This is a genomic window from Microbacterium sp. zg.B48 (genome assembly GCF_024623505.1).
GTDB lineage: Bacteria > Actinomycetota > Actinomycetes > Actinomycetales > Microbacteriaceae > Microbacterium.
In genome coordinates this window covers 1-12433 of the sequence record NZ_JANJFE010000008.1, presented here as the reverse complement: position 1 = coordinate 12433, position 12433 = coordinate 1, and the positions used below count along the sequence as shown (strand labels likewise).

6 protein-coding genes are annotated in these 12433 nt (G+C 70.5%); 2 read left to right on the top strand and 4 right to left on the bottom strand.

Going from position 1 to position 12433, the window contains the following annotated elements; all coding sequences use genetic code 11:
* Positions 1 to 3 precede the first annotated feature (3 nt).
* The gene (locus tag NQ152_RS06775) at positions 4 to 3498 is read right to left on the bottom strand and encodes a DNA-directed RNA polymerase subunit beta (RefSeq protein ID WP_257501453.1); all 3495 of its coding nucleotides are present in this window, start codon (positions 3496 to 3498) and stop codon (positions 4 to 6) included.
* 444 nt (positions 3499 to 3942) lie between these two features.
* Between NQ152_RS06775 and NQ152_RS06770 the strand changes: the two genes are divergently transcribed.
* Positions 3943 to 6570 carry a DUF4062 domain-containing protein gene (locus tag NQ152_RS06770; RefSeq protein WP_257523464.1) on the top strand — a complete coding sequence of 876 codons (2628 nt, stop codon included), beginning with the start codon at positions 3943 to 3945 and terminating at the stop codon, positions 6568 to 6570.
* Positions 6571 to 6705: 135 nt separating this feature from the next.
* Here NQ152_RS06770 and NQ152_RS06765 read toward each other — a convergent pair whose 3' ends face one another.
* A complete protein-coding gene (locus tag NQ152_RS06765; RefSeq protein WP_374113572.1) occupies positions 6706 to 8328 on the bottom strand; it encodes a 5-oxoprolinase/urea amidolyase family protein in 1623 nt (540 codons plus the stop codon).
* An 11-nt stretch (positions 8329 to 8339) separates the two neighbouring features.
* Positions 8340 to 9095: a 5-oxoprolinase subunit PxpA gene (locus tag NQ152_RS06760; protein WP_257523462.1), complete on the bottom strand. Its 756-nt coding sequence runs from the start codon at positions 9093 to 9095 to the stop codon at positions 8340 to 8342.
* Positions 9096 to 9304: 209 nt separating this feature from the next.
* On the opposite strand from NQ152_RS06760, the gene NQ152_RS06755 reads away from it, so the two are divergent.
* The gene (locus tag NQ152_RS06755) at positions 9305 to 11110 is read left to right on the top strand and encodes an ABC transporter ATP-binding protein (RefSeq protein ID WP_257523461.1); all 1806 of its coding nucleotides are present in this window, start codon (positions 9305 to 9307) and stop codon (positions 11108 to 11110) included.
* A gap of 273 nt (positions 11111 to 11383) precedes the next feature.
* Here NQ152_RS06755 and NQ152_RS06750 read toward each other — a convergent pair whose 3' ends face one another.
* Positions 11384 to 12343 (bottom strand): ABC transporter permease, encoded by a 960-nt coding sequence (locus NQ152_RS06750; RefSeq protein ID WP_374113571.1) that lies wholly within the window; start codon positions 12341 to 12343, stop codon positions 11384 to 11386.
* Positions 12344 to 12433: the final 90 nt, after the last annotated feature.

The window sequence follows — 12433 nt, the reverse complement described above, 5'->3', positions numbered from 1 at the left end:
GAATCAGATCTCGTCGATGGACGAGGATTCGAAGCGGCTGGAGATGTTGATGCCGAGCTCTTCAGCAGCACGGAAGGCGTCGTCGTCGGTGTCGCGGAGGTTGACCGCAGTGCCGTCGGCCGAGAGGACCTCGACGTTCAGGCAGAGCGACTGCATCTCCTTCATGAGCACCTTGAACGACTCGGGGATGCCGGGCTCCTGGATGTTCTCGCCCTTGACGATCGCCTCGTACACCTTGACGCGGCCGAGGATGTCGTCGGACTTGATCGTGAGGAGCTCCTGGAGCGCGTATGCCGCACCGTAGGCCTCGAGGGCCCACACCTCCATCTCACCGAAGCGCTGTCCGCCGAACTGCGCCTTTCCACCCAGCGGCTGCTGGGTGATCATCGAGTACGGACCCGTCGAGCGCGCGTGGATCTTGTCATCCACGAGGTGGTGCAGCTTCAGGATGTACATGTAGCCGACCGAGACCGGCGCCGGGAACGGCTCACCCGAACGACCGTCGAACAGCAGGGTCTTGCCGGTCGAATCGATCAGGCGGTCGCCGTCGCGGGTGGGGTTCGTCGAGTCCAGCAGACCGGCGATCTCCTCCTCGGCGGCACCGTCGAACACCGGAGTGGCGACCTTGGTGCCGGGCGCGGCTTCGAAGGCCTGCGCCGGCAGGTGCTTGGCCCACGTCGGCTTGCCTTCGACCTTCCAGCCCTGCTGGGCGATCCAGCCGAGGTGAAGCTCCAGCACCTGGCCGAAGTTCATGCGACCGGGGATGCCGAGCGGGTTCAGGATGACCTGGACGGGCGTGCCGTCCGCGAGGAACGGCATGTCCTCGACGGGCAGGATCTTCGCGATGACACCCTTGTTGCCGTGGCGTCCGGCGAGCTTGTCGCCCTCGGTGATCTTGCGCTTCTGGGCGATGTAGACCACGACCCGGCGGTTGACGCCGGAGCCGAGCTCGTCGTCGCCGTCCTCGGCGTTGAACTCCTTGACCGCGATGATCGTGCCCTGCTCGCCGTGAGGCACCTTCAGGGACGTGTCGCGGACCTCGCGGCTCTTCTCGTTGAAGATCGCGCGCAGCAGGCGCTCCTCGGCCGAGAGCTCGGTCTCGCCCTTGGGCGTGACCTTGCCGACGAGGATGTCACCGGGCCGAACCTCGGCGCCGATGCGGATGATGCCGCGCTCGTCGAGGTCCTTCAGCAGATCCGGGCTCACGTTGGGGAGATCACGGGTGATCTCCTCCTTGCCGAGCTTGGTGTCGCGGGAGTCCACTTCGTACTCCTCGATGTGGATCGAGGAGAGGGTGTCGTCCTTGACCAGGTCCTGGCTGAGGATGATCGCGTCTTCGAAGTTGTGACCCTCCCACGTCATGAACGCCACCAGGAGGTTCTTGCCGAGCGCGAGCTCGCCGTTCTCCGTCGCGGGACCATCCGCGATGACCTGACCGGCCTCGACGCGCTCTCCGGCCGAGACCACGACGCGCTGGTTGTAGCTGGTGCCCTGGTTGGAGCGGTCGAACTTGCGCAGGAAGTACTGCTGCGTGCCGCCCTCGTCCAGCTGCACGGTCACGACGTCCGCAGACACCTCGAGGACGACGCCCGCCTTCTCGGTGGTGACGACATCGCCGGCGTCGATGGCCGCGAAGCCCTCCATGCCGGTGCCCACCACGGGCGACTCGGAACGCAGGAGCGGAACGGCCTGGCGCTGCATGTTCGCACCCATGAGGGCGCGGTTCGCGTCGTCGTGCTCGAGGAACGGGATCAGCGAGGTCGCGACCGACACCATCTGGCGCGGCGAGACATCCATGTAGCCGATCTCGTCCGCGTGGAAGAGGTCGACCTCTCCGCCCTTCTTGCGGGCCAGGACGCGGTCCTCCGTGAAGTGACCGTCCGCCTTCAGAGGCGCGTTGGCCTGGGCGACGATGTAGTCCTCTTCGACGCTGGCCGTGAGGTAGTCGATCTGGTCGGTGACCCGGCCGTCGACCACCTTGCGGTACGGCGTCTCGATGAAGCCGAACGAGTTGATGCGCGCGAACGATGCGAGCGATCCGATCAGGCCGATGTTCGGGCCTTCCGGGGTCTCGATCGGGCACATGCGACCGTAGTGCGACGGGTGGACGTCACGGACCTCGACGCCGGCGCGCTCACGCGACAGACCACCGGGGCCGAGCGCGGAAAGGCGACGCTTGTGGGTCAGACCCGCGAGCGGGTTGTTCTGGTCCATGAACTGCGACAGCTGAGAGGTTCCGAAGAACTCCTTGATCGCGGCGACGACGGGGCGCACGTTGATCAGGGTCTGCGGCGTGATCGCCTCGATGTCCTGCGTGGTCATGCGCTCGCGGACGACGCGCTCCATGCGCGACAGGCCGGTGCGAACCTGGTTCTGAATCAGCTCGCCGACCGCGCGGATGCGACGGTTGCCGAAGTTGTCGATGTCGTCGATGTCCATGCGGATCTCGGCCGGCTTGCCGCCGCGGAGACCGTTGAACGTCGTGTCGCCGCGGTGCAGGCGGACGAGGTACTTGATCGTCGCGACGATGTCGGCGACGGTCAGGACCGAGTCCGACAGGGGCGCGTCCAGGCCGAGCTTCTGGTTGATCTTGTAACGACCGACCTTCGCCAGGTCGTAGCGCTTGGAGTTGAAGTAGAAGTTGTCCAGCAGCGCACGGGCAGCCTCGGCGGCGACCTGCTCGCCCGGGCGCAGCTTGCGGTAGATGTCGCGGAGCGCATCCTCCTTGGAGAGGATGGTGTCCTTCGCGAGGGTCTCCTCGATCGAGTCGAATCCGGCGAACTCCTCGAGGATCTCCTCGCTGGTCAGACCCAGCGCCTTGAGGAACACGGTGACCGACTGCTTGCGCTTGCGGTCGATGCGCACGCCGACCTGGTCGCGCTTGTCGATCTCGAACTCGAGCCATGCGCCACGGCTGGGGATGATGCGCGCCGAGACGATGTCCTTGTCGGAGGTCTTGTCCGGCGTCCGGTCGAAGTACACACCGGGCGAGCGGACCAGCTGCGAGACCACGACACGCTCGGTGCCGTTGATGATGAACGTGCCCTTGCCGGTCTGGAGCGGGAAGTCGCCCATGAAGACCGTCTGGGTCTTGATCTCACCGGTCTGGTGGTTCATGAACTCGGCCTCGACGTACAGCGGGGCGGCGTAGGTCTTGCCGCGCTCCTTGCACTCGTCGATGGAGTACTTCTCCGGCTCGAGGTACGGGTTGGTGAACGAGAGCTGCATGGTCTCGCTCAGATCCTCGATCGGCGAGATCTCCTCGAAGATCTCCTCGAGGCCGCTGATCTCAGGCACGTCGGTGCGGCCGGTGCTCTTGGCCTCGGCCACGCGCGCCTTCCACTGCTCGTTGCCGACGAGCCAGTCGAAGGACTCCGTCTGCAGCGCGAGAAGGTCAGGGACCGTCAGCGTGTCTGTGATCTTGGCGAACGAGAGGCGGGATGCTCCGCGGCCGTTCTTGATGGTGGGGGTGGTAGATGCGTTGCGCGCAGCAGCCAAGGGGATTACCTCCGTGGGCCCGGGGCGGGGCTCGTTTCCTTGTCGTCAGGGTGGAGTGCTCATTTGTCCCCGAAACCTGGGCGCCACACTCCGCTTCAGAAAGGTGAGTTCGAGAAGCGGGGGCACGCAGGCACAGCCGACCACCATATGAGGGCAGGGGGAATCCAAGAGCGCAAGGAACGACTATACCCGGTATGCCACGCCGTGTCCAGTCGAGTTCTTGAAAAGATCGCTCTCGTACGGTATAACGCGACCTGAGGCCCCGCATTCCCCGATCGGCAGGTCTTCCCGTACCGCGACCGCGGGCACGCGCGCGTCGGACGGGACGCGTGCCCGGCGGGACGGGTGCCGCGGATCCGACCCCGTTCCGCCCCTCGCGCAGCCCGAGGATCGGCACGGCATCCCCTCTGGTGCATACAGCCGAATACAGGCCATGATGGCGTCATGACTGGGGCTCGAGAGCCCGTGATCCGCACGCCCGACCAGCGGATCCGGGTGTTCGTGAGTTCGACCCTGCGCGAACTCGCCGAGGAACGCCGCGCCGTCCGCGCCGCGATCGAACGCATGCAGCTGGCTCCGGTCATGTTCGAGCTCGGCGCCCGCCCGCACCCGCCCCGAGAGCTCTACCGCTCCTACCTGGCCCAGAGCGACGTCTTCATCGGCATCTACGCCGACAGCTACGGCTGGATCGCCCCCGACGAGCAGATCTCCGGACTCGAAGACGAATACACCCTGGCCCCCCGCCAGATGCCCAAACTCATCTACATCAAAAGGAGCGACCACCGCGAGCCGCGTCTGCGCGACCTCATCACCCGCATCCAGATCGACGACACCGCCGCCTACCTCCCCTTCGACTCCCCGGAACAGCTCGGCACCCAGGTCAGCGCCGATCTGGCCACGCTGCTGGCGGAACGGTTCGACGAGTCCCGCGCGCTCGCGGCGCCGCTGGAGTCGGATGCCGCGACCTCGCTGATCGCCCGGGTGCCTGCCCCGTACACCACGACGATCGGCCGCGAGCGTGAGATCGCCGAGGTCCGCGAGCTGCTCTCCCGCGGCACCGACCGCGTGATCAGCCTGATCGGCCCGGGCGGCATCGGCAAGAGCCGCCTGGCCATCGAGGTCGCACTCGCCGCCCGCGGGCTGTTCCCGGACGGCGTGTACTTCGTCGGGCTCGAGAACGTCCTGGAGCCGGGCCTGCTGCTGCCCACCATCGCGTACACGCTGGGCATCCGGGACAACGGAGAAGCGGTACTCGAGGAGCGCATCTCCCGCGCGCTCGCCGAGCGCAACGTGCTGCTCGTGCTGGACAACTTCGAGCAGATCGTCGATGCGGCCCCCGTGCTGGTGCGGCTGTACACGGTGGCCCCGACCGCGAGCTTCCTCGTGACCAGCCGCATCGTGCTGCGCATCCGGGGCGAGCAGGTGTACGACGTGCGCGCGCTGGGCACGCCCGGCCCGAACGCCCCGGGCACCCTGGAGCGCGCGCGGCAGTCCACGGCGGTTCAGCTGTTCGTCGATCGCGCCCAGGCCGCCAAGCCGTCCTTCGCGCTCACGGAGGACAACGCCGGTGCCGTCATGGACATCTGCCGGCGGCTCGAGGGGCTCCCGCTCGCGATCGAGCTGGCGGCCGCGAAGCTGCGGATACTCACCCCCGCCGGCATCGCCGAGCGGCTCAAGCAGAGCCTGCCCCTGCTGACGGCGGCCGTCCGCGATCTGCCGGACCGGCACCGGACGATGCGCGCCACCCTGGACTGGAGCGTCGGCCTGCTTGCGGCGCAGGACCGCGCACTGCTGGAGGACCTCGGGGTGTTCGCCGAGCGCTTCTCGCTCGAGGCGGTGGAGGCGATCGGCGTCGGGCGCTCCTGGGACGGCCACGCCATCGACGCGATCACCGCCCTGATCGACGGCTCGCTGGTCACGCAGAGCGAGGTGCAGGGCCGGCCGGTGCTGTCGCTGCTGGCCATCGTCCGCGAGTACGCCCTGGGCAGGCTCAAGGAGCGCGGCGAGGCGGACGTGATGCGCGCCGCACATGCCGATTACTACACCGCGCTGGTGCGTCGGGATGGCGGGCATCTGCGCAGCACGAGTCAAGTGGCCACGCTGGCGGCCCTGACCGTGGAGCTGGCGAACCTGCGTGCCGCCATCCGGCATCTGGTCTACACCGACCGGCTCGACGACGCGGCCGAGTTCGCCTGGGGTCTGCTCATCTACTGGTGGATCATGGGCCTGTTCGGGGGCGTCCGGGTGTGGATGCTGGAACTGCTCGGCAAGGAGCAGCCCATCCGGTCCCGCTCGCGCGCGATCGCCTGGTTCTTCGCACTGTGGGGCGAGATGTGGCAGCGCCCGTCCGAGGAGGTCGTGGCCGGGCTGGCCGAGTGCGTCCGGCTGTTCACCGACAGCGGGGACGAGGATGCCGCGGCGATGGCGCTGGCGGCTCGCGCGACCGCGCGCGTGCAGCTGCCGCAGCCGGACATCGAGACCGCGTCGCGGGAGCTCGATGACGCGGTGGAGCGGCTGCACCGCCTGGGCAACAGCTGGGGCGAGGCGATCACGCAGGTGTCGCTGGGCCGGGTCGCGTGGCTGCGCGGGTCACGCGAGGATGCGCTCACGCACTTCCAGCGAGCCAGCGCGGTCGCCGACGCCGGCGGGGATCTGTTCACCCGCTCGGTGGCCGGCAACCAGATCGGACGACTGCTGCTGGTCGGCGGCCAGGTCGCCGAGGCCGAGGAGGTGTTCCGGCGGACCCTGGTGGACTCGGTCACGCTGCATCACGAGGAGGGCGTGGCCTACGGGCTGGAGGGCATCTGCGCCATCGCGGCGGCGCACGGGGACGCGCGCCGCGCCGGTGCCCTGTCGGCCGCGGCGGCCGCCATCCGCCACCGGATCGGCGTCTTCGACGTGGAGGCCTTCACCGTGCACGAGCTGTCGCTGGATGCCGTCCGCCGCAGCGACCCGGATGCGGTGGCCGCCGGCGAACGCGAGGGCGTGCAGCTGACGATGGCCGAAGCCGTCGCCCTCGCCCTTCCGGAGCCCGAGCGTGCGCTGGCCACCGAGGCGCTGTCGCACTGGTAGGGCACCGGCCCCGGCATCCTCGGTCCGTTCCGAAGCCGTGTCTTCACGGGAGCTGACGTCGGATTCGGATGCCGGCGCGCTCGTGGCCCGATTCCGCTGCGAAGATCCGAGCCTGCGACCGCGGTGGCGTCCGGCTCAGGCCGGCCGTGCATGCCGGAAGCGCACCCGCGCGCCGGGCCGCGCTTGCGCGAGCAGGTCGAGCGCGGCATCCGTCGCCACCGCGAGGACCGGATACCCGCCGGTGACCGGCCCGTCGGCGAGCAGGATGGTCGGCCGTCCGCTGGGCGGCACCTGCAGCGCACCGGGCACCATGCCCTCGCTCGGCAGCTCGTCCGTGCGGGTGCGGGCGAGCGCCGGTCCGTCCAGGCGCATCCCGACCCGGTCCGCGTCGGTGGTGACCGTCCAGACCGCCTCGTACAGGACGGACAGCGCGGATGCCGCGAACCAGTCCGCGCGCGGACCCGGAGCCAGAGCGACCTCGATCTCGTCGTCGTGCGGCGCACCCCACGGCGCCACCACGGCGACCGGGATGGCATCCGCCGGTTCGGCGCCGACCGGCAGCGCGTCGCCGGCCCGCAGCGGAGGCCGCCCGATGCCGGCCAGCACATCGCTCGCCCGCGATCCGAGCACCGGCGCGGCGTCGATCCCGCCCCGCACCGCCAGGTACGCGCGTGCGCCGGCGTCGAACCAGTCCAGCTGCAGCTGCGCTCCCGCGGGCCACGGGTGCGCCTCGTAGGGGTCCCGCTCGCGTCCGTCCAGGCGGATCGGTCCCCACGCGCCGGTCACCGCGAACCACAGGTCGCGCAGCGCGACCGCACGGAAAGCGCCCATCGTCACCTCGACCGCCGCCGCGTCCTCGGGGTTGCCCAGCAGTCGGTTGGCGGTGCGCAGCGCGCCGCGGTCCAGCGCCCCGGAGCCGGCGACGCCCCACGAGGCCGAGCCGGCACGCCCCAGGTCCTGCACGGTGGCCAGCAGTCCCGGCTCGAGGACCTGCAGCCCCGGAGCGCCCGGCCGCGGGGCTCGCGCACTGCCTGACGGCGCCGCTGCGGTCTCGTTGTCCGATGGCGCCGCTGCGGTCTCGTTGTCCGATGGCGCCGTTGCCGCCCGGCCGCCTGACGGCGCCGCTGCCGTCCGGCCGCCCGGCGCGACCGGACGGAACCGCACCCGCGTGCCGGGTGACAGCAGCACCGGCGAGGCGGCATCCGGGTCGAACAGCGCAGCGGACGTGGTGCCGATCAGCCGCCACCCGCCCGGGGTGTCCCGCGGATACGCGCCGGTGAAACCCGCGGCCAGGCCGACCGCACCACGCGGCACGCGCGTGCGCGGGCTGGGCAGGCGGGGCACGTCGAAGGTCCAGTCCGGGCTGATGAGGTATCCGAATCCGGGGGCGAACCCGGTGAAGGCGACCGTCCACTCCGCGGCCGCGTGAGCGCGCACGAGTTCGTCGGCGCTCACCCCGAGCAGCTCTGCCGTCTCGGCCAGGTCCGCGCCGTCGTACCCGACCTCCAGCTCGACGAGCGGTGCATCCGCGGTCGCGGCGGCGGCGGCATCCGTCGTCGCACCGGCGACCCACGACCGCACCGCTGCGAGCGGGACGCGGGCGGGATCGACACGCACCAGCACCGTGCGGGCGGCCGGGACGAGGTCCACGACACCGGGGGGTCGCGTCGCTTCGAGCCGAGCCCGCAGCGCGACGGCCGCATCGAGGGAATCGACCTCGACCAGCACGGCGTGCTGGCCCATCGGGAGAATTCGCACGGGCAGCGGATTCACCACGGCGCCCGCACCCCGATGCCCTCGGCATCCAGCGCTGCCCGCACCGCGCGGGCCATGGCGACCGCCGCGGGCGAGTCGCCATGCAGGCACAGGGATACCGCGTCGGCGGGCACCGGCATCCCGTCCCGTGTCTCGACCACTCCCTCGCGGACGAGGCGCACCGCGCGGGCGGCGACCTCGGCGGGATCGTGCAGCAGCGCCCCGGGCTCCCCGCGGGGGACCAGGGAGCCGTCCGGACGGTAGCCGCGGTCCAGGAAAGCTTCGCGGACGAAGGGCAGCCCCGCGGTGCGCGTCGCGTGCTCAATCCGCCCGGCGAGCCCCAGCACCGCGACCGGCCGGCCGAGCCGGGCGGCGAGGTCGGCGACCGCCGCGACGACCGCGTCCGCGTGCGCGGCGTCCGCGGTGACCGCGTGGTACAGCGCGCCGTGGGGCTTGACGTAGCGGACGTCGGCGCCGGCGTCGACGAGCGCAGCCAGCTGCGCGGCCACGGCGGAAGTCAGCTCGGCGGGCCGCATCGCCAGAGGGACCCGGCCGAAGTTCGCCGGATCCGGGTACGAGGGGTGTGCGCCGATGGCGACGCCGAACCGCGCCGCGCGGTCGACCGCCACGGTCAGGGACGCGGCATCCCCGGCGTGGCCGCCGCATGCGATGCTCGCGCTGGAGATCACCGCGAACATCGCCTCGTCGTCCGCCGTCGGAATGCCCGCGACCGTCTCGCCGAGGTCCGCGTTGAGGTCGATCCAGGCCATGCTCCACGGTATCGCCGGGCGGCAGCGCATAACTCCTGCAATCCTGACCCGATGCGCGCCCGTACTCGCGCCAGTATGCGGCGTGACCGCCGCCCGCCTCGACGAATGCAGGAGTTATGCGCCGAAGGGCCACCAGGCACGGGTTACGACTGCGTAAAGGCTCGAGCGCCGCGGGTGCGGCGCGCCCGCGCGCCAGGCAGGATGGACGCATGGCCCGATCCTCCGAGCGCGTCGCCGCCGGCACGCAGCTGCTCCAGGTCCGCGATGTCGCGGTCGAGTTCCGGACGGTCGATGGCACCGTCCACGCCGTGGAAGGCGTGGACCTCGACCTGGCCGCGGGCGAGACACTCGCCATCGTCGGCGAGTCCGGCTCAGGCAAGTCCACGACCGCGATGGCCGTGATCGGCCTGCTGCCCGGCAACGGCCGGGTGACCAAGGGCAGCATCCTCTTCGAGGGCGAAGACCTGGTCGGCGCCTCGGAGACCGTGATGCGCGGCATCCGCGGCGCGGCCATCGGGCTGGTGCCGCAGGATCCGATGTCGAACCTCAACCCGGTCGCCAAGATCGGGAGCCAGGTTGCCGAGACGCTGCTCGCGCACGGACTGGCCACCCGCCGGGACGTCGACCGCAAGGTCGTCGAGACGCTCGCCGCCGCCGGGCTGCCCGACGCCGCGGAGCGCGCCAAGCAGTATCCGCACGAGTTCTCCGGCGGCATGCGCCAGCGAGCCCTGATCGCCATCGGACTGGCCTGCAACCCTCGCCTGCTGATCGCCGACGAGCCCACCAGCGCGCTGGATGTGACCGTGCAGCGGACGATCCTCGACCAGCTCGAGCGGATGACCGGCGAACTGGGCACCGCGCTGATGCTGATCACCCACGACCTCGGCCTCGCTGCCGAGCGCGCGTCGCGCGTGGTCGTGATGCACCGGGGCCGGATCGTCGAGCAGGGTCCTGCCCGGCAGATCCTCGAGGACCCCCAGGAGCCGTACACGCAGGCGCTGGTCCGCGCCGCGCCCTCGGTGGCGGCGGTGCGACTGCGCCCGGAGGCCTTCCGCAAGCCGACGTCCGAGAACCGGGCGACGGATGCCGCGGCATCCGCGCCGGATTCGACCGTACCGGCGGAACCGATCGCGGTGTCCGAGCCCGCTGCGGTGTCCGAGCCCGCTGCGGTGTCGGAGCCCGCTGCGGTGTCGGACCGCACGCCCGGCGGGACCCAGCCGGCCGCGCCCGACTACATCGTGGAAGTCGAGAACCTCACGAAGGTGTTCAAGATCCGCGGCCGCAAGGAGGAGTTCACGGCGGTCGACGGCGTCTCGTTCGCGATCCCCCGCGGTGAGACCGTGGCGATCGTCGGCGAGTCCGGATCGGGCAAGACGACCACCGCACGGATGGTGCTGAAGGTCGTCGACCCGACCAGCGGCGTCATCCGCTTCGACGGGCAGGACGTCGAGAGCCTCAAGGGCAAGCAGCTGAACTCCTTCCGCCAGCGGGTGCAGCCGATCTTCCAGGACCCGTACTCGTCACTGAATCCGATGTTCTCCATCGAGCGGCTGATCATGGAGCCGTTGGACTTCTACAAGCGCGGGTCCGCCAAGGAGCGCTCCGCGCGCGTCCGGCAGCTCCTCGACGACGTCGCGCTGCCGCAGTCGATGCTGCGCCGGTATCCGTCCGAGCTGTCCGGCGGTCAGCGTCAGCGCGTCGCGATCGCGCGCGCCCTCGCCCTCTCCCCCGACCTGATCGTGTGCGATGAGCCCGTGTCCGCCCTGGACGTGCTCGTGCAGGACCAGATCCTCCGGCTGCTCAGCGACCTGCAGAGCGAGTACGGCCTGAGCTACCTGTTCATCTCGCACGACCTGGCGGTGGTCCGTCTGATCAGCGACTACGTGTGCGTCATGAAGGACGGTGTGCTGGTCGAGGCGGCGACGTCCGAGGAGATCTTCACCAATCCCCGCGACCCGTATACGCGCCGGCTGCTCGCGTCGATCCCCGGCAACGAGCTGGACATCGCCGTCTGAGCCACGGATGCCGCGGCATCCCCCGCTCGCCTCATCCCCCGCGGCGCGCCCTTCCCCGCTCACCTGTCACAACACGCCGAGCGCGCCCGCACATCGCGACAGGCGAGCGGAGACCAACCGCCGAGCCACGCCGCACTTCGCGGCCGGGCACCTCACCCCTCGCGCCATCCCCGCTCACCTGTCACAACACGCCGCGCCGGGCCGCAGTTCGTGACAGGCGAACACCGGATGCCGGGGCAGCGGCACCCGGTCGCGACGGCACTCGATGCCGGGTCAGCGCATGCGGGTGCGGGGGTCCATCGCCTCGCGCAGCGCCTCACCGAGCAGCGTGAAGCCCAGCGCGGTGATCATGATGCAGATGCCGGGCAGGAACGCCAGATACGGGGCGATCGCCAGCTCGGACTGCGCGTAGGTGAGCATCCGACCCCACTCCGCCGTCTCGGGGCGTCCACCGCCGAGTCCCAGGAACGACAGGGCCGCGGCATCGATGACGGCCGTGGCGAGGCTCAGGGTGCCCTGCACGATGACCGGACCGACCGAATTCGGCAGCACGTGGCTCATCGTGATCTTGCCGCGGCCCAGGCCGAGCGTCTGCGCGGACAGGACGTAGTCCGCGCTGCGCTGCTGCAGCATCGACGATCGCAGCAGGCGCGCGAAGATCGGCACCTGCGAGACTCCGATCGCGATCATCACCGCGAACGGCGTCTGGCCGAGCAGCGCGGCGATCGAGACGGCCAGCAGCAGGCTCGGCACGGAGAGCAGGATGTCAATGAATCGCATCAGCACGTTGTCGACTTGGCCGCCGAACATGCCGGCGATGAGGCCGATGAGCATGCCACCGGCCAGGCCGAACGCGGTCGAGATGACACCGATGAGCAACGATGCCTGTGCACCCCAGATCAGCTTGGACAGGACGTCGCCGCCGAAGCGGTCCAGGCCGAGCGGGAACTGCGGCAGCTCGCCGGGGCCGGGGATGTGCGTCGGGGTGATGTAGGCCTGTCCCGGCAGCGCGTTGGGCGGGTAGGGCGCGAGCCACGGGGCGAGCATCGAGACGAGCACGAACAGCCCGACGATGACCGCGCCGATCCAGGCGGACGGGTTGTGTCGCAGCCGGTTCCAGACGTCGCGCCAGAATCCTCCGCGGGTCTGCGCCGCAAGCAGCTCGTGATCGACGACGGCGGTGTCATCGACCGGTCCGCCCGCGGGCGCCGGTGGCAGGATCGCCGAGGTCACGGGGCACCTCCCGCAGCCGTGGGGGGGGGGGGGGGGGGCGGGGGGGGGCCCGCGCCGCACAAGCAGAAAAGCAACACCACAACCGCAGGG

Coding starts and splice junctions, on each gene's coding strand:
- NQ152_RS06770 (WP_257523464.1), top strand. CDS start 3,943: ATGACTGGGGCTCGAGAGCCCGTGATCCGCACGCCCGACCAGCGGATC.
- NQ152_RS06760 (WP_257523462.1), bottom strand. CDS start 9,095: ATGGCCTGGATCGACCTCAACGCGGACCTCGGCGAGACGGTCGCGGGC.
- NQ152_RS06755 (WP_257523461.1), top strand. CDS start 9,305: ATGGCCCGATCCTCCGAGCGCGTCGCCGCCGGCACGCAGCTGCTCCAG.